The following is a 23,838-nucleotide window of genomic DNA, read 5'->3' as shown; positions in this document are numbered from 1 at the left end:
CTCAATATCCAAGGAGTATCTGGGACATGTCGCGCGGAGCTATGGCGGCACTGGCACCCAGCTCAATTCGGTCGTTTCGATCCGCTTTGTCTCGGCCACGCCAGTGTCCCGCCGACCATGGCGGGCATAAAGCGTGGGAAGCACGAACAGCGTCAGCAGCGTGGCCGAGACGAGACCGCCGATCACGACGGTGGCCAGCGGTTTTTGCACCTCGGCACCTGCCCCGGTGGCAATTGCCATCGGCACGAACCCGAGCGAGGCCACCAGCGCGGTCATCACCACCGGTCGCAACCGCGCAAGCGCGCCTTGCCATGCCGCTTCGGCCCGGCCGACGCCGCGTGCCATTAGATCCTGGATCGAGGTGACCATGACCAGCCCGTTGAGCACCGCGATACCCGACAGCGCGATGAACCCGACGGCAGCGGAGATCGAGAACGGCATGCCGCGCAGAAACAGCGCGAGCACCCCGCCGACCAGGGCCAGCGGCACGCCGGTAAACACGATCGCGGCATCGCGCACGCTCCCCAATGCGCCATAGAGCAACAGGATAATCAGCGCGAAGCACACCGGCACCACCAGCATCAATCGCCGGGTGGCGGACTGGAGATTCTCGAATTGCCCACCCCATTCCAGATATTCGCCAGCGGGCAGGCGCAGCTGCACGGCGACGGCTGTCTGTGCGTCCGCCACGACACTCGCCACGTCGCGGTTGCGGACATTTGCCTGCACGACGATCCGGCGTTTGCCATTCTCGCGGCTGATCTGGTTGGGGCCGGTGGTCACGGCGATGTCGGCGATCGTTTCCAGCGGTACGAATGCGCCGTCCGGGGTCGGCACAGGGATCTGGCCCAGCGTCTGGAGATCGGCACGCGCTGCATCGGTCAGACGGATGGTCACCGCAAAGCGCCGGTCGCCCTCGAAGATCATCCCCGCATCGCGCCCGCCGATGGCCGCAGCAAGCGTATCCTGCATCACGCGCGCGGTGATTCCGATCCGGGCCATCGCATCGCGGTTGGGTCTGATATCGAGCATCGGCAGACCCTCGGTCTGCTCGACCCGCACATCGGTCGCGCCCTCGACCTCGCGCAGGATGCCCGCGATCCGGTTTGCGGTGGCATTCATCGTGTCGGTGTCGTCGCCGAACACCTTGACTGCGATGTCGCCGCGCACGCCCGCGATCAGCTCGTTGAACCGCATCTGGATCGGCTGGCTGATCTCGAATGCGTTACCCGGTAACCCTTTCAGGGCGTTCTCGATTTTGCCGACCAGCTCGGCCTTGGGCAGTTTCGGATCGGCCCAGTCCTTGCGGTCCTTTATGATGATGAACGTGTCTGAAATGTTGGGCGGCATCGGATCGGATGCGAGCTCCGCAGTGCCGGTTTTGGAGAAGACGAACTTCACTTCCGGAATGGCGGAGATGGCGCGCTCGACACGAAACTGCATCGCCTGGCTCTGCTCGACCGATGTCCCCGGCACGCGCAGCACCTGCGCCGTCGCGTCGCCTTCATCCAGCTGCGGCAGAAACTCCTGCCCCAGCATGGCGAATATGCCGATCGCGATCAGGAACGCGCCGACCGCGGCGGCGATGGTCGTGCGCGGGCGACGCATGGCGCCCGTCAGCCCCGGTTCGTATCGCCGCTTCAGCCATGCCATGATCCGCCCTTCCTTTTCCGCCACCGGCCTCGACAGCCAGATCGCCAGCATCGCCGGTACGAAGGTGAGCGAGAGGATGAAGGCGAAGACGAGCGCGAGGATGACGGTGAGCGCCATCGGCGTGAACGTCTTGCCCTCCACCCCCGCCAGAGTGAGCAGCGGGAAATACACCAGGATGATGATCGTCTGGCCATAGACGCTCGGGCGGATCATCTCGCGCGTCGCACTTGCCACAATTTGCAGCCGTTCGCCCTTGTCCAGGGTCCGGCCGATTTGATGTTGTCGCTCGGCGATCCGCCGCAGCGCATTCTCGACGATAATCACCGCGCCGTCGACGATCAGCCCAAAGTCCAGCGCCCCCAGGCTCATCAAATTCGCCGAAACTCCGCCCTGCAACATGCCGAAACTGGTCATCAGCATCGTGACCGGTATCACCAGAGCGGCGATCAGCGCCGCGCGGAAATTGCCGAGCAGCAGGAACAACACGACCACGACCAGCAATGCGCCTTCCGTGAGGTTCTTGCCGACCGTCCGGATCGTCGAATTGACTAGACCGGTGCGGTCGAGCACCGGCTGGATGATGATATCGGTGGGCAAAGAGGCATTGACCTCCTTAAGCCGCGCCGCGACGGCGGAGGCGACGTTGCGGCTGTTCTCGCCGATCCGCATGACCGCCGTGCCGACGACAACCTCCCTGCCGTTTTCAGACCCCGAACCCATGCGGATGGCCTGGCCCAATTTTATCGACGCGACCTGATCGAGCGGGATCGGCACCCCCTCGCGCGTGGCGATGACGGTGCGGGCGAGCTGATCGGCGCTGGCGATGCGCGCGTCCGACCGCACCGCCAGCCCCTCGCCGTTGCGATCGACGACGCCCGCACCGACTGCGCTGTTATTCTGCTCCAGCGCCGTGGCGAGGTCGCCCAGGCTGAGCTTGAGCGCCGCGAGACGCTGAACGTCAGGCACCACCTGATATTGTTTCACATAGCCGCCGATCGCGTCCACGCCCGCAAGGCCCGGAACCGATTTGAGCAGGGGCGCGATGATCCAGTCCTGCGCGGTGCGCAGATAGGTCGCCTGGTCGGCCTCGCTGACCAGCCGGTCGCCTTCGGGCGTGATGTAGCTGCCGTCCGGCTGAAGACCGGGATCGCCCGGCCTGTGCCGATCCTCCTTCCGGTGCGCCATGTGGACGGTCCACATATAGACTTCGCCCAGGCCGGTGGCGATCGGTCCCATCTCCGGCACCGCGTCGACCGGCAGGCTCGCCTCCGCCGTGCGCAGGCGTTCCGCCACTTGCTGACGCGCAAAATATATGTCCGTGCCATCGGTGAAGACGGCGGTGACCTGCGCAAAGCCGTTGCGGCTCAACGATCGGGTGTATTCAAGGCCGGGGATACCGGTCAGCGCGGTTTCGATCGGGAAGGCGACTTGCTTCTCGACCAGCTCGGGTGCCAGCGCGGGCGCGCGAATGTTGATCTGCACCTGATTGTTGGTGATGTCGGGAACGGCGTCGATCGGCAGCCTCGACAGTGAGACCGCGCCGATAACCGCAGCGATAAGGGTCAGCAGCAGCACGAACCAGCGCCGCTCGACCGCAAAAGTAACAATGCGTTCGATCATCGGTTTAGTGTCCGTGTTCCGCTTCGCCTTTGCCGAGCTCAGCTTTGAGGGTGAAGCTGCCATTTCCCGCCACTTCCTCACGCCCCGTAAGGCCGGAAGTGACGGTCACATTGCCCGCGCCGCGCGCGCCGAGCGTCACGGGTTGCGCACGAAAGCCACCGGCAGTGCGCACGAACACGACATTGCGGTTCTCGACCGTCTGGATCGCAGCGGCGGGCACGCTCACCGCACCGCCCCCTTCGCCCGGCAAGCCGAGTATCGCGGTAACCGGCTCGCCAACCCGCCACTGGCCCGCGCGATTGTCGATCAGTGCGATTGCCGTGACGAGGCGCGTGGTTTCATCGAGAACGGGGGAGACGAAGCTGACGTGACCCGACGAACGCCGACCGGCCGCGCTGATTTCCACCGGCGTTCCTGCCGAAATGCGAGCGGCATCGGCGGGTGACAGCGAGATGCTCACTGCAACGCGCGAAAGGTTGGACACGCGAAACAGCTCGGCATCGGCCGCGACCGTCTGGCCCAGCACCACCGACCGTGCGGTAATGCGACCGGCGATCGGCGCGGCGATGCCGATCCGGTTCAGCGCGCCGCCGCCGACACCTGCCGCCGAAAGCTGTTGCTGCGCCAGTCTCAGCGCGATGGCGGCCTCGGTCGCTCCGGTGCGTGCGGCGATGAGATCGCGCTCGGGCGAGACCCGCAGTTTGAACAGCCGTTCCTCACGTCGCAAGTTCGACTGGGCGAGAGCGGCGCGCGCACGCGATGCTTCGACCTCGGCGCGCAGCGAAGCGGCCTCCCGGCTTTCGATCACAGCGACAATTTGCCCGCGCACGACCGGTTCGCCGAGATTGCGGTTGAGCGCGACGACGCGGCCCCCGATCGACGCGGAGACGACTTGCGTTTCCTGCGGGTCGCCATCGATCGTCGCGGGCAGCGTCAGTGCGCCACCACTGTTGGATGATGTCCGCACGACCTCGATTCCCGCTGCTTTGATCTGTTGCGACGTCAGCGTGATTGCGCCTTCTTCTTCGTCATGGGCCGCTTCGTTCTCACCATGATCGTCGCCATGGGCTTCGGTCTCCGTTTCGGCCGGCGCGATATCGTCGGCGGCTGGTTCACCGCCTGAGCAGCCGGCAAGCAACATCGCCAAAGCAAATGTGGCCGTGGCTCCGGACATGGGCTTCTTCATGGGGCGTTTCCTGTTACCGGCGGGGTCGGGACCGCGGCGGTAAGCCGGGTCAGCCGTGCCTGAGCGTCGTGATATTGCGCCCGCGCGTCGATCCCGGCGGTGCGCGTGTCGAGCAAGGCCTGCTCCGCTTCGAGCAGAACGAGTTGGTCAAACTTTCCCTCGCCATAGCCGATCCGCGCGATGCGCACCGCCTCCTGTGCCGCCGCCAAAGCGGGGCGATGCGCGCGCACGCTGGCAGCCGCCCGGTCACGGTCAGCGCGGGCAGCGATGATCGCCCGCTCTGCTTCAAATCGCGCCAGGCGGCGCCTTGCCTCGCTCTGCCTGCGCAACGCCCCCGCCTGATCCAGCGCAGCACGGCCATTGTTGAAAACGGGCAAGGGCACGGACACGCCGAACACCATTGCCATGTCGCCACTGGCGTGCAGGCGGCGCGTGCCTGCACTGACCGTCAGGTCGGGGATGCGCTGACTACGCGCCAGACGCAGTTGCGCCTCGGCGGCGGTGATGTCTGCACCGGCTGCGCTAAGCGCGAGGGTGCCATCGGCATTTGCGGGGACGACCGGCCCCGCGCGACCAGTGTCGACCGCATCGAACCACGCCTGATCGAGCGATCCGCGCAGGTCGGTGCCGATCAACTGCGTCAGCGCGAACCGACTTGCCGCGACATCGTATCGCGCATTTTCAAGCGCGGCCGCCGCATTTGCGGCAAGCAGCGACGCGCGTTCTTCGTCGATGGGGGAGTTGGCGCCCACCGTGACCCTGTCGCGTGCAATCCGCAGATTCTCGACGGTGACGCCGAACTGATCCTGCGCCACTGCCAGCCGGCGCTCGGCAACGGCCGTCTCGATATAGGCCTTGGTCACCTGTAGCCTCAGGTCGGCCCGTGCAATGACGGCATCTATGCGTGCGCGTGCCGTATGCGCATCGGCCAATGCGACACGCGCCCCGCGTTTGCCGCCGAGCTCGAACGGCAATGCGAAAACGATCGTCGTCTCGGCTTCGTCGATCCCTCTGTAAGGACCGGTGCCGACGACATTCTCGACATCCGCGCTCACCGTCGGGTTCGGTCGCAGCGCGGCGACCGCACGTCCGGCTTCGGCCACCTCGACACCGAGCGTTGCGACGTCGTTTGCAGGGGAATTCACGTCGGCCTGCGCCAATGCGGCGTCGAGCGTCAGCGTATCGCCCGCTTCGCCCAAGGCGACAGGGCGCGCGCTTTGCGCCTGCACATTCGCTGCGCACGACGCTGCGGCAAGCAGCGCCGCATAAACAGATTTCATGATGATAGCTCCTGACAACCGAAGAGGCCGCCCGGCTTCAAGCCGGCGGCGAAACGGTCGTCAGGCTTGCGGCGGTCTCAGCGCCGGATCGGGGGCGCTGGCGGCCAGCACGGAGGCGGGGCCGGTAATGCGCAATCCAGCGGCGCGCACGAGGCTCGCGGTCGCCGAACCAGCGGTCAGCGAGGCACAATGATGGCCATGACAGCCGCCATGCTGGTGCTGAACGGTCTTGTCGGTTTCCGGCGAATCCCCGCCGCTCTGATCGACATCGATATGCGCCGTCTCTGTGCCCTCGACGCAAATCACCTGTTCTGCGGCATGCACGACCGGCGCAGTGCCGAGCGACAGCACCGCAAATGCCAGGAACATCAAGGTAACAAGGCGGGTCATTTCTACCGCCGCATACCGCGCTGTGCAGGACTTGTCATCACGGCGACCTTTCATCGGCGAGTAACGAGAGGCTCTCCTGAGCACATCGAAACAAGGAATACGCAGCGCAGCACCGCGCCCTTATTCTTCAGGCTCGGCCTTCAGCGCGGTCGCCGGAGTTCGGTGAAGTAGCGCCGTGTCGTCTTGCCGATCGTCAACTATGTGCCGTTCACCGTGTCCGGGCGGATCGTCCACCTGTCGGGTCAGCTCTCCAGGGGCGTGGCCGACGAAGTGCGCGGGACGGTCGGCGTCGATGTCGATCTCGACCGCGCGGTGTACGCTGCGCGGCTTTGTGCGATCAACCTCATCGCCCAGGCTCAGACCGCCTGTGACGGCGATCTCGACCGTGTAACCCGCGTGCTGAAGCTGGGCGGGTTCGTGCAGGCTGGCCCGGATTTCGAGGCGATACCAACCATCATTAACGGCGCGTCCAACCTGATCGTCGAGGCGTTCGGCGATCGTGGACGCCATGCCCGGTCGGCGGTCGGCGTCTTCCGACTGCCGATGGGCTATGCCGTCGAGGTGGATGCGGTGATCGAGATCGCGACGTGATTCGTCCTTGCAGCCCGGCACGGCGGTTGAGATGTCGCCGCAGATAGGCGCAAGCGATCATTTTGGCATGAAGACCGTAGCAGCTTATATGAACTACGGGCAGCTAACCGCTGAAATCGTTTTGATACTGTCAGTCGGCAGTCGGCCCAAGAGCAGCCATGAAAGCGCTATAGGATGAGTTGAATTGCCGCCCTAAGTCATTGGAATGTGGTGGACGCACTTGGGCTCGAACCAAGGACCCGCTGATTAAGAGTCAGCTGCTCTACCAACTGAGCTATGCGTCCGTTCCGGGGAAGTTTGATGCGCCGTTGGATGGCGCTGCCTCGGTGGGAGGGGGGCGCATACTATCCGGGTTTGCGGATTGCAACACCCTATCGGTGTTTTCTGTTACCAGCGCGCGGCAAGGCTGCTCTGGCGATTTTGGCGGTCCAACGACATCAGCAGGCCCACGCAGATCAGCGTCGTCATCTGGGCCGATCCGCCGAAGCTGATGAGCGGCAGCGGGATGCCGACAACGGGGGCCAGGCCCATGACCATGGCCATGTTGATGAACACATAGAAGAAGATGGTGGTCGAGATGCCGGCGGCGGTGAGCTTGCCGAACCGGCTTTGGCTGCGCATGCCCACGACGATGCCCCAGCGGATCAGCAAGCCATAGGCGATGATGACGAACAGGCCGCCCATCAGGCCCCATTCCTCCATCATCGTGGCCAGCGCGAAATCGGTGTGCCCCTCCGGCAGATAGTCGAGGTGGCTTTGCGTGCCGTTCAGGAAGCCCTTGCCGAACCAGCCGCCCGATCCGATCGCGATTTTGGACTGACTGATGTGATAGCCGGTGCCGAGCGGATCGTTTTCGGGGTTGAGGAAGGTCAGCACGCGGTTGCGCTGATATTCGTGCAGCACGTAATTGACGACGATCGGGATCGAAACCGCCAGTGCCATCGCCCCACCGATGAACAGGCGCAGCGGGATGCCCGCGAGGAACATCACCGTGAGGCCGCCCGCGACGATCATCAGCGCGGTGCCGAGATCGGGTTGAAGCATCACCAGCGCGAACGGCACACCGATCATCGCGGCGGGTGCGGCCACGGCGGTGAAGCTGCGCGTCTCGCCGGCGGGCAGCATTTCATAGAAACGGGCGCAGGCGAGCACGATGGCGACCTTCATCATCTCCGACGGCTGAATGCGGATGATGCCAAGGTCGAGCCAACGCTGGCTACCGCCGGCGACAGCGCCGAGCAGTTCGACGCCGATCAGCAGGACGAGAAAGATGCCGAAGAGCGGGAAGGCGAGCATTGACCACATATCCTGTCGCACGCGCGACAGAAGAAGCGCCATGGCGAGAAACGCGGAGAAGCGCACACCCTGGGGCATCGCCCATTTGGGGTCGCCACCGGCGGCGGAAAACAGGACGAGCACGCCAAAGCCGCCGATCGCGCAGACCAGAACGATCACCATCCATGGCAGTTGTGCGAGCGGGGCGGGGACGAAGCCGGTGCTGGAACTGCTGCGGTTCATTCGCTGGGCACCTGGGGTTGTGGCGTGAGTGTTGCGACGGGCTCAGCGGGCGTGGTGCGTACAGGTGCTGGCGTCGATGCGGGTCCCGCGCTTGTCGTGGCGCGTGGCGTTGGCGTCGTCAGCGGAACGGGGGATGCGCCCGGCGTGGGCTTCGGGGCGGGAAGCCCCTCGGCAGCGCGATAGGCTGCCTCCTTCGCCGCCATGCGGGTGCGGATGTCGCCGCCCCATTCCACCTCACGCCGCAACAGTGCCTCCATCGCCTGTTCGCGGTCGAACAGCCAAGTGAGGACATCCTTGGCCACCGGCGCTGCCGCTCTCGCCCCGCCCAAACCGTGTTCGATCACGACGGACGCGGCATAGCGCGGGTTTTCGACCGGCGCGAAGCAGATGAACAGGCCGTGGTCACGATATTTCCAGTCGCCACCCTGACCGCGATTGCGGTCCATGATGCGACGGACCTGGGCGGTACCGGTCTTGCCGCCCATGCGGATGCCGTCGAGTTGCAGTTTCGATGCGCCCGCCGTGCCGTGGCCGTTCACCACCTCGTCCATGCCTGCGCGAACGATGGCGATGTGCTCCTCGGGGAAATCGAGGCGGCGGGGCGGGGTCGGTTTGCCGACGACGAGTGCGGGAATAAGTTCGCGGCTGGAGGCCAGACGCGCGGCGGAAAGCGCGAGCTGGAATGGGCTGACCAGCACATAACCCTGACCGATCGACGCGTTGAGCGTGTCGGCTTGCGTCCACTCCTGTTTGTAGCGCCGCAGCTTCCAGGCACTGTCGGGCATCGTGCCATAGCGTTGTGACGGCGTGGGCAGCTTGAACTCGGCGCCAAAGCCCAGCTTTCGCGCGGCGACGGCGATCGGATCAATGCCGATCTCACGCCCCATCGTGTAGAAATAGGTGTTGCAGCTGCGCGCGATGGCGGTGTGCATCGTCATCGGGCCGTGACGACCGAGGCAGCCGAAGCGGCGATTGCCGAGCTGATAGCCGCCATTGCAATAGACCACCCGCTTCGGATCGACCCCCGTGCCCAGAATGGCGAGCGCGGTGGCGGGCTTGAACGTCGATCCGGGCGGGTAGAGGCCCTGAAGCGTCTTGTTCATCAGCGGAAGATGGTCGTCCGTTGACAGCATGGCCCATTCGGTTCGGCTGATCCCGTCCGAGAAGGCGTTCGGATCATAACAAGGCATCGACACCATCGCCAGAATGTCGCCATTGGTGACGTCGAATACGGTAATCGAACCGGATTCATTGCCCAGGCGGCGCGCGGCATATTCCTGAAGCCCGGCGTCGATGGTCAGGCGGACGGTGCTGCCGGGTTCGTCGGGGCGGGTGGCAAGCTCACGAACCAGCTTTCCGCGCGCGGTGACTTCCACCCGCTTGGCACCCGCCTTGCCGCGCAACGGCCCTTCGAGCATCTTTTCGAGACCGTCCTTGCCAAGCTTGAAGCCGGGGGTGACGAGCAAGGGGTCTTTCGTTTCCTTGAACTGTTCGGCGGTGGCCGCGCCGACGTAGCCGACGAGATGGCCGACCGCCGCGCCCGCCGGATAGTTGCGGGCAAAGCCGCGGGTGGGGGCGACGCCGGGCAGTTCGGGCAGGCGGACGCTGACTGCGGCAAAACGTTCCCAGTCGAGATTTTCCGCGACCTGCACCGGCTGGAAACCTGCCGCGTCCTTCAGATCGCGTTCGATCCGGGCGATGTCTTCGGGCGTGAGCGCGAGCAGGTCGCGCAGCGTGGTGAGCACTCGGCCCTTGCCCTCCAGCCGGTCGGGAATGATGTCGACGCGGAAATCGGTGCGGTTGTTGGCGATCGGCACGCCGCGCCGGTCGACGATCCAGCCGCGACGGGGCGGAATGAGCGTCAGGTTGACGCGATTGCTCTCCGCCAGCAGCTTGTATTTATCATTCTCATAGACCGCGAGCCAGGTCATCCGGCCCGCCAACACGAGACCGAGGGTCGCCTGTGCCGCGCCGAGGAACACTGCACGACGCGAGAAGCTGTAACCCTGTTGCGCCTCGCTAATCATGCGGATGGGACCGCTCATCGCGTCCGCCGTTTGCCATCGAGGCGCGAGACGAGACGAGAGAGGACCGGGAACAAGGCGACCGAGATCAAAATCTGGATCAGCAGCACGGTATCGACATGCGCGCCGATCGGAGCCGCGACCAGGCGTCCGCCGATCAGGCAAAAGCCGATCGCGCCCGCAGCCAATAGCCAGTCCTGTAAGAAATCACGCCACACGATGCGCGTATCTAACACATCGATGGCGATGAACGACACCGTCCAGAACAGCATCGAACTGCCCAGCGGCTGTCCGCTGACGAGATCGTCGAGCAGGCCGAGCAGCACGGGTGACCACGGTTTGAGCAGATCGGGCCGGTGGAGACGCCAGGCGAGCAGCATCATGAGGCCGAACGGCGGAAGGATCGGGAACGACGCCTTGAACGGCAGCAAGGTCAGCAGCGATCCGATGACGATGGTCAGCGGGGCCAGCCAGTTGGCGCGGGTCGATGTATCCGCCTTGCCCAGGCCGACAAAGGGCGACCCTCTCACCGGGGGGCTGCCTCTGGCGCGCGCACCTCACCCGCCTCCGGGAAATAGCTTTGCTGGACGAGGGCGTAGTCGAGCGAGTCCGGGCTGGCGAGCGGGGCCGCCTGGGCGATGTCGCGCGCGCGTTCACGGACGCGCGCCACGGCGATGTTGGGCGGAAAGATCCCGCCGGTGCCGGAAGTGACGAAGGCGTCGCCAGCCTCGAACAGCGCTTGCGCGGCACCCGCCGAGCGAATCTCGATCAGCCCGTCGCCGCGTCCGGCAGCGATCGCCGGAAGCCCGTCGCTCACGCGCCGCACCGGCACGATGCTTTCGGGATCGAGGATCAGGAGCACGCGTGCGGTATTCGGGCTGACCTCGACCACGCGGCCGATCAGTCCGTCGGGGCCGCGCACGGGCTGGCCCGCCCGCACACCCTGCCACGAACCGGCGTTGAGGGTGGCGAAGCGCCGCGTGCTGGAACCGGTGGCATAGACGAGGCGCGCCGCGACGATGGGGTTGGTGATCCGGTCGCGCAGCTTGAGCAGCTGACGCAACCGGCGATTTTCATGGCTGATGACACGCGCGCGATCGACCAGCGTGCTGTTCGATTTGAGTTCGGCGCGCAGCTTCGCATTGTCGGCGCGCACCCCCCAATAGCTGGAAACGCCACCGGGAATGCTGGAAACGCCGCGCCGGGTCCAGTCCAGCCCGGACGCGATCGGGGTGACCAGTTCGGAGAAGGCACCGCGCACCACGGCATAGGCAGGCGGGTTGAACGTCGAGAGCAGCAGCAAGGCCACGCCGACCAGCGCACCGCCGACCGCGAGCACATAGCTGATGAAAAGGCCGTATTGCGCCCGCCGCGAAAATCCCGGGCGCCGGTTCAGTGGCGGCGCCATACCCCCGTTATCCTATCAGACTTGAATGAGAACGCCACGAAACACAGGATCTTCTAACGCACGACCGGTACCGAGCGCCACGCAGGTCAGCGGGTCCTCGGCGACGGTTACGGGCAGACCCGTTTCATCGCGGAGCACTTCGTCGATTCCCTCGAGCAGCGCGCCGCCACCGGTCAGGACGATCCCCTGATCGACGATATCCGCCGCCAGTTCAGGCGCGGTGTTCTCGAGCGCGATGCGAACACCCTCGACGATCGTGCCGACCGGTTCGGACAGCGCCTCGGCGATCTGACCCTGGTTGATCTGGATTTCCTTGGGCACGCCGTTGACGAGATCGCGGCCCTTGATGTGGATCGTCTTGCCGATGCCGTCAGCCGGTGGCTTGGCCACGCCGACTTCCTGCTTGATCCGCTCTGCCGTGCTTTCACCGATCAGCAGATTGTGGTTGCGACGAACGTAAGAGACGATTGCCTCATCCATCTTGTCGCCACCGACACGCACGCTGTTCGAGTAGGCAAGGCCGCGCAGCGACAGGACCGCGACTTCCGTCGTGCCGCCGCCGATGTCGACGACCATCGACCCGATCGGCTCGGTCACCGGCATGTCGGCACCGATTGCGGCGGCCATCGGTTCCTCGATCAGCCAGACCTGCGACGCACCGGCATTTTGCGCGGCATCGCGGATCGCGCGGCGCTCGACCGATGTCGAGCCGGAGGGGACGCAGATCACGATCTGGGGCCAGCGCATGAATTTGCGGTGTCCGGTAACCTTGCGGATGAAGTGCGAAATCATCTGCTCGGCGACGTCGATATCGGCAATGACGCCGTCCCGAAGCGGGCGAATCGCTTCGATCGAGCCGGGTGTTTTGCCCATCATCAGCTTCGCGTCGTCGCCAACCGCCTTGACGCGCTTGACCCCGTTGATCGTCTCGACCGCCACAACCGACGGTTCGTTGAGCACGACGCCCCGACCGCGCAGGTACACGACGGTGTTCGCGGTCCCGAGATCGATCGCAAGATCGTGAGACATGAATTTGAAAAAGCGGGAGAAAAGCGCCATTTATTGTTCCGTCCTTCGCGCTCGACAGGGGCGGCGCGGTTCGCACTATGGTTTAGCCTCGACCTGCCCGGGGTGGATTACTCCAACCTCGGAAATCTGGCGGATACGGGTCGCGGGATGGCGTCGCTTGGGCTACACCAACCTGCATGTCAATACGCCGTTTGCCCGAGCATCTTGTCAACCGAATTGCCGCAGGCGAAGTGGTGGAACGCCCCGCCAGCGCGCTGAAGGAACTCGTGGAAAACGCGATCGATTCCGGCGCGGTGCGGATCGCCGTGCGACTGGCCGGGGGCGGCACCGATCTGATCGAAGTGACCGATGACGGATGCGGGATGGACCGGGCCGAAATGGCGCTGGCGCTGGAGCGGCATGCGACGTCGAAACTGCCCGATGACGCGATCGAAGCGGTGACGACATTGGGGTTTCGGGGGGAGGCGTTGCCGTCGATCGCCAGCGTGGCGCAACTGACGATCGAGAGCCGGGTGCGGGGCGCTGAGGGCTGGTCGCGCGCGGTGGATAATGGGGTCGTCGTGGCGGAGGGGCCAGCGGCGCTGCCGCCGGGTACGCGGGTGCGGGTCGAGGCGCTGTTCGAGAAGGTGCCGGCGCGGCGCAAATTCCTGCGATCGGCGCGCTCCGAATATGCGGCGTGCATGGATGTGGTGAAACGGCTGGCGATGGCGCGGCCGGATATCGGCTTTTCGGTCGAGCATGACGGGCGGCGCGTGCTGAGCGTGCAGGAGGGGGTGACGCGGCCCGAGCGTGTCGCGGCACTCACGGATCGCGATCTGGTGGCGAACAGTGTGGGTGTGGATTTCGATCGGGAGGGGATTGCGCTGGGCGGGGTAGCCAGCCTGCCGACATTCAATCGCGGGGTGGCGGATCATCAATATCTGTTCGTGAACGGGCGCCCGGTGAAGGATCGGTTGCTGACCGGTGCCGTGCGCGGTGCCTATGCCGAAATGCTGGCACGCGACCGGCATCCGGTGGTCGCGCTGTTCCTGGACGTGCCGGTGGATCAGGTGGATGTGAACGTGCATCCGGCGAAAACCGAGGTGCGCTTCCGCGATCCGCAACTGGCGCGGGGGCTGATCGTCAGCGGGCTGCGGCGCGCGCTGGACGAGGCGGGGCATCGGAGTGCGCAGCGCGCGGATGCGGTGGTGATGGGGAACTGGACGTCGGAGCCGGTGCGCGTCGAACCCCCGCAGGACGATTTATGGGGCAGCGGCGGGGTGGCAACGATGCCGCGCCAGCACGCGGTGTTCGATCGCCGCTCATCGTTTATCGCGCCACCGCAGGCTCGCGCTGAACCCGCCGCAGAACCGGTGCCGGAGACGGCGCGATTCCCGCTGGGCGTGGCGCGGGGGCAGGTGGCGCGTACCTATATCGTGGCTGAGGCCGAGGACGGGCTGGTGCTGGTCGATCAGCATGCCGCGCATGAGCGGCTGGTGCTGGAGCGGATGCGGCGCGCCGTGAACAGCGGCGGGGTGGCGAGTCAGGCATTGTTGCTGCCCGAAGTGGTCGAACTGGACGAACCGGCGTGCGACCGGCTGGAGGCACGGGCGGCGGAGCTTGCCGAATTCGGGCTGGAGCTGGAACGGTTCGGGCCGCGCGCGATGCTGGTACGGGCGACCCCGGCGCTGTTGGGGGCGGGGGATGTGAGCGCGTTGGTCACGGATATCGCCGATGAGCTGGCGGCGTTCGACGAGGCATTGTCGTTGAAGGAAAAGTTGGATCATGTCGCCGCGACGATGGCGTGCCACGGATCGGTGCGGGCGGGGCGGGTGCTGTCGGTCGCCGAGATGAATGCGCTGCTCCGCGAGATGGAGGTCACGCCGCATTCGGGCCAGTGCAACCACGGCCGCCCGACCTGGGTGAAACTGGCGCATGGCGATATCGAGAAGTTGTTCGGGCGAAAATAACTTCAGGGAATGCCCGTCGGCGTGCGAGCGAAGTTGACGACGCACATCGTGCCATAGCGTTTGTGCGGGCCGCAGGCGGCACCGGCGAATGCCCATTCGGCGGCATAGACGGTGATGCGGTGACCGCGACCGGGGACATCGTCATCGACGATCAGTTGCCGAACGACCTCTACCGCGCTGGGTGGGCCGTAAGTGATGACTTCTGCGACATAGTTACCGCCGCCGCGTCGCACGACGCGCTTGGGCGCGCGATCGCCATTCGCGGATTCGTGCCCGGTGACACCGCGTGGCCCCTGTTCGGCGACATGATCGCGGGCGGCGTGGGCGAGCAGGGTGGCTGGCTTTACAAGCGTGCGTGGTTGCTGACGTCGCAACGCTGCGATTGCCTCATCGACGGCGGCGGTCCCCTCTGCGGTGCGCAGACCGTTGGGATTTCCGGGGTAGCGAACGACCTTTCCCCGGAAATAGCCCCGATAGATGCGCAAGCGATCCGCATAGGCCGCAGGGTTGCTGCGGGCGCGGTTGATTTCTTCGAGAATTTCGCGTTCCAGCCGGGGGCTGGCGGCGGAGGGTTGTGCAACAACGGCGAGAAGGCAGGGAATGGCAAGCAAACGCATTGTGCCAGCCTAACCGCCAGATATTTTCGATGCCATAGCGCTGTCAGGTTTCGACCGATGCAACCTTATTCACAGCAACGCATTATTAGCCATGAACAGGCGTTCATGAGGATGCTGAGATGAACAAGGTTATGCCACTGGCTCTCGCGCTCGGTCCGTTTTTGGCCATGCTGACAGTCGTTATCGCGGTTCCCTGAACCGCATACCCTTCGCCCCCAAGCGAAAAAAGAGGCCGCTCGGAGTGATCCGGGCGGCCTCGATTTTGTGTTCGACTGATAGCGGCTGAGGGTTAGCCCTCTGCCTGCTCCGTTTGATCCGCGTCGTCAGATGCTTCGGGCTTGTCGGCCGTCGCGCCGGGTTCGGCGTTGGGGTCGTAAGCCTCGACGAAGCCCGCTTCGTCCTTTTCGAACATCGCGGTCATCACGTCGACGCCCTGTGCCTGCATCTCGGCCTCTTCAGGCGAGCGCGCCACGTTGACCTTTACGGTCACGGCGACTTCGGCGTGCAGTGCAACGCGAACCGTGGTCAGGCCGATCGACTTGATCGGCTTGTCCAGCACGACCTGCGACTTGTTGACCTTGTGACCATCGGCGACGAGCGCGTCGACGATGTCGCGAACCACGACCGAGCCGTACAGCTGGCCGGTGTTCGATGCCTGACGGATCAGGGTCACCGAAACGCCCTCAAGCGTTTTCGATTCGGTTTCGGCCTCGGTGCGCTTCACGGCGTTTTCGGCCACGATGCGTTCACGGTTGGCTTCGAAAACCTTGCGGTTGGCTTCGTTGGCACGAAGCGCCTTCTTGTTGGGCAGCAGGTAATTACGGGCGAACCCGTCCTTAACGGTCACAACGTCGCCGATATGACCGAGCTTTTCGACTCGTTCGAGCAGAATGAGTTGCATGGGTCCGCTCCTTACTTAACGATGAAGGGCAGCAGGCCCAAATGGCGAGCGCGCTTGATCGCGATTGCGAGTTCGCGCTGCTTCTTCCCGCTCACCGAAGTGATGCGCGAAGGGACGATCTTGCCACGCTCGGACACGAAGCCCTGAAGCAGACGTACGTCCTTATAGTCGATCCGGGGCGCGTCCTTCGCGGAGAAGGGGCAGCTCTTGCGGCGGCGGAAAAATGGGCGTGCCATGATATCTTCTCCTTACTCGCCAGTGCCGCCGAAGCCGGTGTTGCCACCTTCTTCACGATCACGACGGCCGCGACGCTCGCGGTCCTGACCCTTGCGCATCATCACCGTCGGACCTGCTTCCAACTCGTCCACGCGGACAGTCATGTAGCGGATCACGTCTTCGTTGATCTGCGTCTGGCGCTCCAGCTCAGCAACGACACCGGCAGGGGCGTCGATTTCCAGCATCACGTAATGCGCCTTGCGGTTCTTCGCGATCTTGTAGGCAAGCGAACGAAGGCCCCAGGATTCGGTCTTCATGACCTTGCCCTTGTTGTCTTCGATGATCTTGGTGGCGGTTTCCGCCAATACGTCGACTTGCGCCTGTGCCAGATCCTGGCGCGCAAGGAAGACGTGCTCGTAAAGAGCCATGCTTTCTTCTCACTTTTGGCCGATCGCTGACGCCCGCACCATGCGAAACGCCCCTCCGGCTGTCGTTCAAACATGAAAAGCGGCCAGCCGAAGCTGCCGCTCAACGACGCGCCATTACGCGCGGGTGATGGAAAAGGCAAGCGGCGGGGCATTGCTGCCCCCCAAGCCGCTCAACAAATAAGCCGCGGGGCATTGCTGCCCCGCCGCCCGGTTCGCCACCCCCGGAGGAAGGAAAGGGTGGCGATGGTGTCGCGTTACCGGATCATGCCGGAGAACACGGCGGCGATGATGCCGCTGGTGATCCCGACGAGCACCGCGTCATTGCCCGACTGGACATAACGGTAGCCGCGCGGGGGAGCCCGAAGACCGCGATACTGGCGGTAATCGACCTGGCGATAGTTGCGGGCATAGCGCTGATCGAAGCGCTGGCCGCGCTGGAAGGTGCGATACTGAACCCGCTGGGCGCGCTTGGCAGCCTGCTTGTTGACCTTCTGCTTCACGACGATCTTGCCGTTTGGCTTCTGCTTGACCACCGTCTGGTGGCGCTGCGGGGCTGCGGCTGCCGGAGCGGCCATCAGGACCGGGCTGGCGATCATCGATGCGGCCACCGCCGCGAGTACGAACTTTTTCATCTCATGTTTCCTTCGTCGTTTCAGGCGGTCACCGTGATTGGCGACATCCACAAAATGGGCGCAGGGTGTCGCGGAAGTATCGCGGGGATGCGGCTAAATGGTCGCCGTTTGTCGCAAGGCTGACGGGTTCGTTCATCTTGCGGGATTGCGCGGGGCGTCATAGGGCGGCGACCTGATTTTTGAGAGGAACCCGATCATGCGCGCCTTCATCTTTCCGGGGCAGGGCAGCCAGTCCGTCGGCATGGGCAAGGCGTTGGCGGACGCCAGCGCGATCGCGCGCGAAGTGTTTCAGGAAGTGGACCACGCGCTCGGCCAGAATCTGTTCAAGCTGATGACCGAGGGACCGGAGGATCAGCTGTTGCTGACCGAGAATGCGCAGCCGGCGATCATGGCGCATGCCGTCGCGGTACTGCGCGTGCTGGAGCGTGAAGGCGGCGTGCGGCTGGCGGACAAGGCGGACTATGTCGCAGGGCACTCGCTTGGGGAATATACGGCACTGTGTGCGGCGGGGGCGATCGATCTGTCGACGACAGCGAAGCTGCTGAAGCTGCGCGGGCAGGCGATGCAGGCGGCGGTGCCGGTTGGCGTCGGTGCGATGGCGGCTTTGCTGGGCGCGGATCTGGTCAAGGCACAGGCGATTGCCGATGCAGCGGCGGAAGGCGAGGTCTGCACCGTCGCCAATGACAATGACCCGTCACAGGTGGTGATTTCCGGGGCGAAGGGCGCGATCGACCGGGCCGTAGCTATTGCGAAGGAGCATGGGGCGAAGCGGGCGGTGCTACTGCCGGTGTCCGCGCCGTTTCATTGCCCGCTGATGCAGCCCGCTGCGGATGCGATGGAAAAGGCGCTGGCCGATGTCGCGATCCAGGCACCGCTGGTGCCGGTGTACGCGAATGTGACGGCGGCCCCGGTGAGCGACCCCGACACGATCCGTACGCTGCTGGTCGAGCAAGTCACCGGCATGGTGCGGTGGCGCGAGTCGGTGGTGGCGATGTTCGACGCCGGGGTGACGGATTATGTCGAGCTGGGCGGCAAGGTGCTAGGCGCGATGGTCAAGCGCAGCGCGCCGGACGCGACCACGACCAGCGTGTTGACGATGGATGATATTGAAGCGCTGGTTAAGGCGCTCTGAGGAGAAAAGCATGTTCGACCTTACAGGCATGACTGCGCTGGTGACTGGCGCATCCGGGGGGATTGGCTCGGCGATTGCGCAGGCGTTGGCGGGGCAGGGGGCTCGGTTGGCGGTTTCGGGGTCCAATGCGGAGAAATTGGAGGCGTTTCGGGCCGCGCTGGGGGGCGAGCACGTCGCATTGCCGTGCAATCTGTCGGACGGGGCGGCGGTGGATGCGCTGGTGCCTTCAGCCGTCGAGGCGCTGGGTAAGGTCGATATCCTGGTCAACAATGCCGGGGTGACGCGCGACAATCTGGCGATGCGGATGAAGGATGAGGAGTGGGACACGGTCATCCGCATCAATCTGGAGGCAGCTTTCCGCCTGATGCGCGCCGCCGCCAAGCCGATGATGAAGGCGCGGTTCGGACGGATGATTTCGATCACCTCTGTCGTCGGGACGACCGGTAATCCGGGTCAGGCGAACTATGCAGCGTCGAAGGCGGGTCTGGTCGGAATGTCCAAGGCATTGGCGCAGGAACTCGCGAGCCGGAATATCACGGTGAATTGCGTGGCACCCGGCTTTATCCGGTCGGCGATGACCGACGGGCTGCCCGAGGCGCAGAAAACCGCGCTGCTGACGAAGATTCCAGCGGGCGATCTGGGCGATGGCGCAGATATCGGCGCGGCTGTGGTGTATCTCGCCAGCAAGGAAGCGGGTTACGTGACCGGGCAAACCATCCACGTGAATGGCGGCATGGCGATGATTTGAACGGGCAGGGTGCCACTCGGGACCCCTTGCGCGGGGCCAAGTGGCGTTCTACGTGCGTTCAGGAACCAGACATTCAACGACCCAATTTAAGAAGGAACAGGGCATGAGCGAGACCGCAGATCGCGTAAAGAAGATCGTCGTCGAGCACCTTGGCGTCGAAGCCGAGAAGGTGACCGAGGATGCGAGCTTCATCGACGACCTGGGTGCGGACAGCCTCGACATCGTCGAGCTGGTCATGGCGTTCGAGGAAGAGTTCAGCGTCGAAATTCCCGACGACGCCGCTGAGAAGATCACGACCGTCAAGGACGCGATCACCTTTATCGACGAAAATCAGGGCTAAGCGGGCAACCGCTATGCCGGCCCGCATGGGCAGGATTTGACGAACGGCTTCCCGTTCCCGAAAGGGGTGGGGAGCCGTTTCGCTTTTAAGACTACGGAGAATCGTTATGCGCCGCGTCGTCGTGACAGGCCTGGGCCTCGTGACCCCGTTGGGGGCGGATGTCGAAACCGCGTGGAAGAACATCATCGCCGCCAAATCGGGCGCGGCGACGATCACCCGGTTCGATGCGACCGATTATCACAGCAATTATGCGTGTGAGATCAAACCGGCGGATCACGATTACGGATTCGACCCGAACAAGCGCGTGGACCACAAAGTGCAGCGTCAGGTCGACCCGTTCATCATCTATGGCATCGATGCCGCAGGGCAGGCGATCGAGGATGCCGGACTGCTGGACATGACCGAGGAGCAGCGGTTTCGCGCCGGTTGTTCGATCGGCTCCGGCATCGGCGGGTTGCCGGGGATCGAGAGCGAATCGCTGGTGCTGGCGGAGAAGGGACCGAAGCGCGTTTCGCCGCATTTCGTCCACGGGCGGCTCATCAACCTGATTTCGGGTCAGGTCAGCATCAAATACGGCCTGATGGGGCCGAATCATGCAGTCGTAACGGCATGTTCGACCGGCGCGCATTCGATCGGTGACGCCGCGCGGATGATCGCGATGGACGACGCCGATGTGATGCTGGCGGGCGGTGCCGAATGCGCGATCTGCCCGATCGGCATTGCCGGATTCGGCCAGGCACGCGCGCTGTCGACCGGATTCCGCGACGAGCCGTGGCGGGCGAGCCGTCCATGGGATCAGGGCCGCGACGGATTCGTCATGGGCGAAGGCGCGGGTGTCGTGGTGCTGGAAGAATATGAGCACGCCAAGGCACGCGGCGCGAAAATCTATGCCGAAGTGGTCGGCTATGGCCTGTCGGGCGATGCCTATCATGTGACGGCACCGCATCCCGAAGGGTCGGGCGCGTTCCGGTCGATGCAGATGGCGATGAAGAAGTCCGGGCTCGATCTGTCGGACATCGACTATATCAATGCGCACGGCACCTCGACCCCGCTGGGCGACGAGCTGGAGCTGGGTGCGGTGCGCAAGCTGTTCGGCAGCAGCATCGAGGATCTGTCGATGTCGTCGACCAAGTCCGCGATCGGGCATCTGCTGGGCGGTGCGGGCGCGGTCGAGAGCATTTTCTGTATCCTGGCGATGCGCGACGGCATCGCGCCGCCGACGCTGAACCTGGACAATCCCAGCGAGAATTGCGCGGGCGTCGATCTGGTGCCGCACAAGGCCAAGGAGCGGAAGATCAAGGCGGTGCTGAACAACTCGTTCGGGTTCGGCGGCACCAACGCTTCGCTGGTGATGAAGGCGGTTTGACGAACGATCCCTCTCCCTGTGGGAGAGGGTTGCGCAGACTACGGTCGCGTTCTTCACGCGGCTCTAGTCGGAGCTGGGTGAGGGTGTCCCCCTCTCGACAGCGTGAGACCCTCACCAAGCTCCGCTAGGCGGCACGCCGCCAAGCTGCGCTAATCTTCTCCCACCTGGAGAGGAATTGGAGACTGGAATGCGTAAAATCGGCTGCTTTGGCGTGATCGTTATCCTCGCCCTGATCGGGGCGGGCTTTTATGCCATGCAGTTGTGGGGTGGGCCGGGACCGGCTGCGCGGAATGTCACCGTGCAGGTGCCGGAGGGCGCGACGATGACCGCAGCGGCGCAGGAGATGGAAAAGGCGGGGGCGTTGCGCTCCGCCGACACGTTTCTGTGGATGGCGCGGGTGTTCGGCGGGGACGGGCCGATTCAGGCGGGCGAATATCGCGTGCCAGCGCGGATCAGCCAGTCCGATATCCTCAAGATGCTTCAGGGCGGCAAGACGCTCCAGCGCTTCGTGATGGTGCCGGAAGGAATGCCGTCGGTGCTGGTCCACGAACGGCTGATGGCCGCGCCGCAATTGCAGGGCGAGGCGAAGGTGCCGGTCGAGGGCACGGTGCTGCCCGACAGCTATGCCTATAATCGCGGCGACACCCGGCAGCAGGTGCTGGACCGTATGCAGACGGCGATGGTGAAATATCTGGCGAGCGCGTGGGAGAAGCGCAAGCCGGGTATCGCGGTGAATACGCCGCGCGAGGCGCTGATCCTGGCCTCGATCGTCGAGAAGGAAACGGGCAAGGCGGAGGAGCGGCGGATGGTGGCGGGCGTCTATTCCAACCGGCTGAAGCGGGGGATGCCATTACAGGCCGACCCGACGGTGATTTACCCGGTGACAAAGGGGAAGCCGCTGGGCCGCCGCATCCTGCGTTCGGAGCTTCAGGACAAGAACGGGTATAACACTTATGCCAGCGCAGGGCTGCCGATCGGGCCGATCGCCAATCCCGGGCGCGCGAGTATCGACGCGGTGCTGAACCCGGAGGCGACCAGCGCGCTGTATTTCGTGGCGGATGGCACCGGCGGGCATATCTTTGCCGACACGCTGGAGCAGCACAACGCGAACGTGCAGAAATGGTATGCGCTGCGCCGGGCGAAGGGCGAGATGTAGGACGTATGCCGAGCGCCCTGCTCCTTCACACGGGGTCCCGGCTTTCGCCGGGATGACGGTCAAGATCGCATCCCCGCCGCATCACGCGCCAGTGCCTCGACTTCGTCCATGCTCGCGCCCTTTGGCGTGATCCAGCTGCCGCCGACGCACAGGACGGGGTCGAAGCTGAGCCAGTCAGGGGCGGTTGCCGGACTGATACCGCCAGTGGGGCAGAATTTGGCTTCGTAAAAGGGGGCGGCGAGGGCTTTGAGCGCTTTCAGGCCACCGCTGGTTTCGGCGGGGAAAAATTTGAAGTGGCGCAGGCCCAGGTCATAGCCGCGCATGATGTCGCCGGCATTGGCGATGCCGGAGAGGAAGGGGACGCCGCTCTGGACGATCACTTCGCCCAGCTTCGTGGTCAGGCCGGGGGAGACGATGAATTCCGCGCCGGCGTCCATCACCTGCGCGAATTGTTCGGTATTCACGACCGTGCCTGCGCCGACGATCGCGCCCTCGACCTTTTTCATCTCACGGATCGCATCGAGCGCGGCGGGGGTGCGCAAGGTGATTTCGAGAACCTTCAGGCCACCGCGCACCAAAGCCTCGGCCAATGGGCGGGCGGTGGCGGCGTCGTCGATCACCAGCACGGGGATGACGGCGCTGGTGCGCATGATGGTTTCGATATTCGTAGCTGGGCTCATTGCGTGTGCTCCTGCGCATAGGCTGCCGCTGCGCCATAGAGGCCGGGCTGGGGATGGGTGATGAGCTTGACCGGAATCGACGCCATCAACGACTGAAACCGCCCCTTGGCGGTGAAGCGCTGGGCGAAACCGGAATTGAGGAGGTGATCCTTGAGCCGCAGACCCAAGCCGCCCGCGATGACCACGCCGGTCGGGCCGTGCGCGAGCGCGAGATCGCCCGCCACCGCACCAAGGCTGAGGCAGAAACGGTCGAGCGCGGCCATCGCGAGGCTGTCCTTGCCCTCCAGCGCCAGCGTCCAGATATCCTTGTCGTTGCGGCTGTGGACCGGCTTGCCCTCCAGATGCGCGAGCGTCTCGTAAATCGGGACGATGCCCGGGCCGGCGACGATGCGTTCGGCGGAGACGCGGGTGTAGGTCGTGCGCAGCCGCTTGACGAAGGCGTCCTCGATCGTGTCGAGCGGGGCGAAGTCGATATGGCCACCCTCGGTCGAGATGATGTGATAGCTGAGTGCGCCGGTACGGAACACCTGTGCGACGCCGAGGCCGGTGCCGGGGCCGCAGACGGTGATCGAACCCTTTTCGGGGAAAGGCACGTCCGGACCGGAGAGGTGCAGGAAATGCTCTGACGGCAATTGTGCCACGGCATGTCCGACCGCGCCGAAATCGTTGATGAGCGAGAAGCTGTCGACGTCGAGCCGATCCTTGATGAGCGGCGGGCGGATGATCCACGGGTTGTTGGTGAGCTTGATCAGTTCGTCGTTGATCGGCGACGCGATGGCGATGGCGGCGGCGCGGGGCATGTCGCGCCCGAAGGCCTCCGCCGATGCCTGCCAGGCGAGCTGGAAGCTGCCATGATCGGCGGTTTTCTGTGTGACCGGTTCGCCGATGGAGACGACGCGACCGCCCGCCACCTCGGCAATGGCGAAGCGGGCATGGGTTCCGCCGATATCGACCGCGACGACTTCCATTCTAGG

Annotated in this window: 23 protein-coding genes and 1 tRNA gene; 7 read left to right on the top strand and 17 right to left on the bottom strand. The window is 64.6% G+C overall.

The window, feature by feature from the left end:
• Positions 1–39: 39 nt before the first annotated feature.
• Genes U1702_RS06090 through U1702_RS06075 form a run of 4 tightly spaced genes read right to left on the bottom strand, consistent with a single transcriptional unit; the run spans position 40 to position 6,129 of the window.
• Positions 40–3,273, bottom strand: coding sequence for an efflux RND transporter permease subunit (locus U1702_RS06090; RefSeq protein ID WP_332722972.1), 3,234 nt, complete (start codon positions 3,271–3,273; stop codon positions 40–42).
• Between the two features lie 4 nt (positions 3,274–3,277).
• Positions 3,278–4,459 carry an efflux RND transporter periplasmic adaptor subunit gene (locus U1702_RS06085; protein ID WP_332722970.1) on the bottom strand — a complete coding sequence of 394 codons (1,182 nt, stop codon included), beginning with the start codon at positions 4,457–4,459 and terminating at the stop codon, positions 3,278–3,280.
• The gene (locus U1702_RS06080; protein WP_332722968.1) at positions 4,456–5,739 is read right to left on the bottom strand and encodes a TolC family protein; all 1,284 of its coding nucleotides are present in this window, start codon (positions 5,737–5,739) and stop codon (positions 4,456–4,458) included. Before U1702_RS06080 ends, U1702_RS06085 begins: the two co-directional genes overlap by 4 nt.
• 60 nt (positions 5,740–5,799) lie before the next feature.
• Positions 5,800–6,129 carry a hypothetical protein gene (locus U1702_RS06075; protein WP_332722966.1) on the bottom strand — a complete coding sequence of 110 codons (330 nt, stop codon included), beginning with the start codon at positions 6,127–6,129 and terminating at the stop codon, positions 5,800–5,802.
• Positions 6,130–6,312: 183 nt separating this feature from the next.
• Here U1702_RS06075 and U1702_RS06070 point away from each other — a divergent pair, with 183 nt between their 5' ends.
• Positions 6,313–6,720 carry a RidA family protein gene (locus U1702_RS06070; protein WP_332722964.1) on the top strand — a complete coding sequence of 136 codons (408 nt, stop codon included), beginning with the start codon at positions 6,313–6,315 and terminating at the stop codon, positions 6,718–6,720.
• A 208-nt stretch (positions 6,721–6,928) separates the two neighbouring features.
• Here U1702_RS06070 and U1702_RS06065 read toward each other — a convergent pair.
• From U1702_RS06065 to U1702_RS06040, 6 genes are all read right to left on the bottom strand, one after another.
• Positions 6,929–7,004: transfer RNA gene (locus U1702_RS06065), tRNA-Lys, on the bottom strand.
• Positions 7,005–7,107: 103 nt separating this feature from the next.
• Complete coding sequence (rodA, locus tag U1702_RS06060) at positions 7,108–8,238, bottom strand: rod shape-determining protein RodA (protein ID WP_332722962.1); 1,131 nt, start codon at positions 8,236–8,238, stop codon at positions 7,108–7,110.
• Positions 8,235–10,283 (bottom strand): penicillin-binding protein 2, encoded by a 2,049-nt coding sequence (mrdA, locus tag U1702_RS06055; protein WP_332722961.1) that lies wholly within the window; start codon positions 10,281–10,283, stop codon positions 8,235–8,237. Before mrdA ends, rodA begins: the two co-directional genes overlap by 4 nt.
• Positions 10,280–10,792, bottom strand: coding sequence for a rod shape-determining protein MreD (gene mreD, locus U1702_RS06050; protein ID WP_332722959.1), 513 nt, complete (start codon positions 10,790–10,792; stop codon positions 10,280–10,282). The genes mrdA and mreD overlap by 4 nt, the downstream gene beginning before the upstream one ends.
• On the bottom strand, positions 10,789–11,670 hold the full coding sequence (locus tag U1702_RS06045) for a rod shape-determining protein MreC (RefSeq protein WP_332722957.1): 882 nt from the start codon (positions 11,668–11,670) through the stop codon (positions 10,789–10,791). The genes mreD and U1702_RS06045 overlap by 4 nt, the downstream gene beginning before the upstream one ends.
• A gap of 15 nt (positions 11,671–11,685) precedes the next feature.
• Entirely contained in the window at positions 11,686–12,729 is a 1,044-nt protein-coding gene (locus tag U1702_RS06040; RefSeq protein ID WP_332722955.1) for a rod shape-determining protein, read from the bottom strand.
• Between the two features lie 146 nt (positions 12,730–12,875).
• Between U1702_RS06040 and mutL the strand changes: the two genes are divergently transcribed.
• Positions 12,876–14,648: a DNA mismatch repair endonuclease MutL gene (mutL, locus tag U1702_RS06035; protein ID WP_332722953.1), complete on the top strand. Its 1,773-nt coding sequence runs from the start codon at positions 12,876–12,878 to the stop codon at positions 14,646–14,648.
• 2 nt (positions 14,649–14,650) lie between these two features.
• On the opposite strand, the gene U1702_RS06030 is transcribed toward mutL, so the two are convergent.
• From U1702_RS06030 to U1702_RS06010, 5 genes are all read right to left on the bottom strand, one after another.
• On the bottom strand, positions 14,651–15,265 hold the full coding sequence (locus U1702_RS06030; RefSeq protein WP_332722951.1) for a CAP domain-containing protein: 615 nt from the start codon (positions 15,263–15,265) through the stop codon (positions 14,651–14,653).
• A 289-nt stretch (positions 15,266–15,554) separates the two neighbouring features.
• Positions 15,555–16,166 (bottom strand): 50S ribosomal protein L9, encoded by a 612-nt coding sequence (gene rplI, locus U1702_RS06025; RefSeq protein WP_332722949.1) that lies wholly within the window; start codon positions 16,164–16,166, stop codon positions 15,555–15,557.
• An 11-nt stretch (positions 16,167–16,177) separates the two neighbouring features.
• A complete protein-coding gene (gene rpsR / locus U1702_RS06020) occupies positions 16,178–16,402 on the bottom strand; it encodes a 30S ribosomal protein S18 (RefSeq protein WP_332722947.1) in 225 nt (74 codons plus the stop codon).
• A 12-nt stretch (positions 16,403–16,414) separates the two neighbouring features.
• The gene (gene rpsF, locus U1702_RS06015; RefSeq protein WP_332722945.1) at positions 16,415–16,810 is read right to left on the bottom strand and encodes a 30S ribosomal protein S6; all 396 of its coding nucleotides are present in this window, start codon (positions 16,808–16,810) and stop codon (positions 16,415–16,417) included.
• 254 nt (positions 16,811–17,064) lie between these two features.
• Positions 17,065–17,442 carry an RcnB family protein gene (locus tag U1702_RS06010; protein ID WP_332722943.1) on the bottom strand — a complete coding sequence of 126 codons (378 nt, stop codon included), beginning with the start codon at positions 17,440–17,442 and terminating at the stop codon, positions 17,065–17,067.
• A gap of 196 nt (positions 17,443–17,638) precedes the next feature.
• On the opposite strand from U1702_RS06010, the gene fabD reads away from it, so the two are divergent.
• The 5 genes from fabD (at position 17,639) to mltG (ending at position 22,184) form a co-directional block, all read left to right on the top strand.
• On the top strand, positions 17,639–18,574 hold the full coding sequence (gene fabD, locus U1702_RS06005) for an ACP S-malonyltransferase (RefSeq protein ID WP_332722941.1): 936 nt from the start codon (positions 17,639–17,641) through the stop codon (positions 18,572–18,574).
• A 10-nt stretch (positions 18,575–18,584) separates the two neighbouring features.
• Complete coding sequence (gene fabG, locus U1702_RS06000) at positions 18,585–19,322, top strand: 3-oxoacyl-[acyl-carrier-protein] reductase (RefSeq protein WP_332722939.1); 738 nt, start codon at positions 18,585–18,587, stop codon at positions 19,320–19,322.
• Between the two features lie 103 nt (positions 19,323–19,425).
• The gene (locus U1702_RS05995; RefSeq protein WP_332722937.1) at positions 19,426–19,662 is read left to right on the top strand and encodes an acyl carrier protein; all 237 of its coding nucleotides are present in this window, start codon (positions 19,426–19,428) and stop codon (positions 19,660–19,662) included.
• 106 nt (positions 19,663–19,768) lie between these two features.
• A complete protein-coding gene (gene fabF, locus U1702_RS05990) occupies positions 19,769–21,028 on the top strand; it encodes a beta-ketoacyl-ACP synthase II (protein ID WP_332722935.1) in 1,260 nt (419 codons plus the stop codon).
• A gap of 187 nt (positions 21,029–21,215) precedes the next feature.
• A complete protein-coding gene (gene mltG, locus U1702_RS05985) occupies positions 21,216–22,184 on the top strand; it encodes an endolytic transglycosylase MltG (RefSeq protein ID WP_332722933.1) in 969 nt (322 codons plus the stop codon).
• Between the two features lie 59 nt (positions 22,185–22,243).
• Here mltG and eda read toward each other — a convergent pair whose 3' ends face one another.
• Together eda and glk are read right to left on the bottom strand one after the other, a co-directional pair.
• On the bottom strand, positions 22,244–22,864 hold the full coding sequence (eda, locus tag U1702_RS05980) for a bifunctional 4-hydroxy-2-oxoglutarate aldolase/2-dehydro-3-deoxy-phosphogluconate aldolase (RefSeq protein ID WP_332722931.1): 621 nt from the start codon (positions 22,862–22,864) through the stop codon (positions 22,244–22,246).
• Positions 22,861–23,832, bottom strand: a complete 972-nt coding sequence (gene glk, locus U1702_RS05975; RefSeq protein WP_332722929.1) for a glucokinase — start codon at positions 23,830–23,832, stop codon at positions 22,861–22,863. The genes eda and glk overlap by 4 nt, the downstream gene beginning before the upstream one ends.
• Between the last annotated feature and the right edge of the window lie 6 nt (positions 23,833–23,838).

Source organism: Sphingomonas sp. LT1P40, from assembly GCF_036663835.1.
Classification (GTDB): Bacteria; Pseudomonadota; Alphaproteobacteria; order Sphingomonadales; family Sphingomonadaceae; genus Sphingomonas.
Note: the sequence above shows the minus strand (reverse complement) of the source record. Positions and strands in the feature narration are given on the sequence as shown.

Bases quoted from the DNA above. Each gene is read 5' to 3' on its own strand.
- U1702_RS06090 (WP_332722972.1), bottom strand. From the start codon at position 3,273: ATGATCGAACGCATTGTTACTTTTGCGGTCGAGCGGCGCTGGTTCGTG.
- U1702_RS06085 (WP_332722970.1), bottom strand. From the start codon at position 4,459: ATGAAGAAGCCCATGTCCGGAGCCACGGCCACATTTGCTTTGGCGATG.
- U1702_RS06080 (WP_332722968.1), bottom strand. From the start codon at position 5,739: ATGAAATCTGTTTATGCGGCGCTGCTTGCCGCAGCGTCGTGCGCAGCG.
- U1702_RS06075 (WP_332722966.1), bottom strand. From the start codon at position 6,129: ATGACCCGCCTTGTTACCTTGATGTTCCTGGCATTTGCGGTGCTGTCG.
- rodA (WP_332722962.1), bottom strand. From the start codon at position 8,238: ATGAACCGCAGCAGTTCCAGCACCGGCTTCGTCCCCGCCCCGCTCGCA.
- mrdA (WP_332722961.1), bottom strand. From the start codon at position 10,283: ATGAGCGGTCCCATCCGCATGATTAGCGAGGCGCAACAGGGTTACAGC.
- U1702_RS06045 (WP_332722957.1), bottom strand. From the start codon at position 11,670: ATGGCGCCGCCACTGAACCGGCGCCCGGGATTTTCGCGGCGGGCGCAA.
- U1702_RS06040 (WP_332722955.1), bottom strand. From the start codon at position 12,729: ATGGCGCTTTTCTCCCGCTTTTTCAAATTCATGTCTCACGATCTTGCG.
- mutL (WP_332722953.1), top strand. From the start codon at position 12,876: ATGTCAATACGCCGTTTGCCCGAGCATCTTGTCAACCGAATTGCCGCA.
- U1702_RS06030 (WP_332722951.1), bottom strand. From the start codon at position 15,265: ATGCGTTTGCTTGCCATTCCCTGCCTTCTCGCCGTTGTTGCACAACCC.
- rplI (WP_332722949.1), bottom strand. From the start codon at position 16,166: ATGCAACTCATTCTGCTCGAACGAGTCGAAAAGCTCGGTCATATCGGC.
- rpsR (WP_332722947.1), bottom strand. From the start codon at position 16,402: ATGGCACGCCCATTTTTCCGCCGCCGCAAGAGCTGCCCCTTCTCCGCG.
- rpsF (WP_332722945.1), bottom strand. From the start codon at position 16,810: ATGGCTCTTTACGAGCACGTCTTCCTTGCGCGCCAGGATCTGGCACAG.
- U1702_RS06010 (WP_332722943.1), bottom strand. From the start codon at position 17,442: ATGAAAAAGTTCGTACTCGCGGCGGTGGCCGCATCGATGATCGCCAGC.
- fabD (WP_332722941.1), top strand. From the start codon at position 17,639: ATGCGCGCCTTCATCTTTCCGGGGCAGGGCAGCCAGTCCGTCGGCATG.
- fabG (WP_332722939.1), top strand. From the start codon at position 18,585: ATGTTCGACCTTACAGGCATGACTGCGCTGGTGACTGGCGCATCCGGG.
- U1702_RS05995 (WP_332722937.1), top strand. From the start codon at position 19,426: ATGAGCGAGACCGCAGATCGCGTAAAGAAGATCGTCGTCGAGCACCTT.
- fabF (WP_332722935.1), top strand. From the start codon at position 19,769: ATGCGCCGCGTCGTCGTGACAGGCCTGGGCCTCGTGACCCCGTTGGGG.
- mltG (WP_332722933.1), top strand. From the start codon at position 21,216: ATGCGTAAAATCGGCTGCTTTGGCGTGATCGTTATCCTCGCCCTGATC.
- eda (WP_332722931.1), bottom strand. From the start codon at position 22,864: ATGAGCCCAGCTACGAATATCGAAACCATCATGCGCACCAGCGCCGTC.
- glk (WP_332722929.1), bottom strand. From the start codon at position 23,832: ATGGAAGTCGTCGCGGTCGATATCGGCGGAACCCATGCCCGCTTCGCC.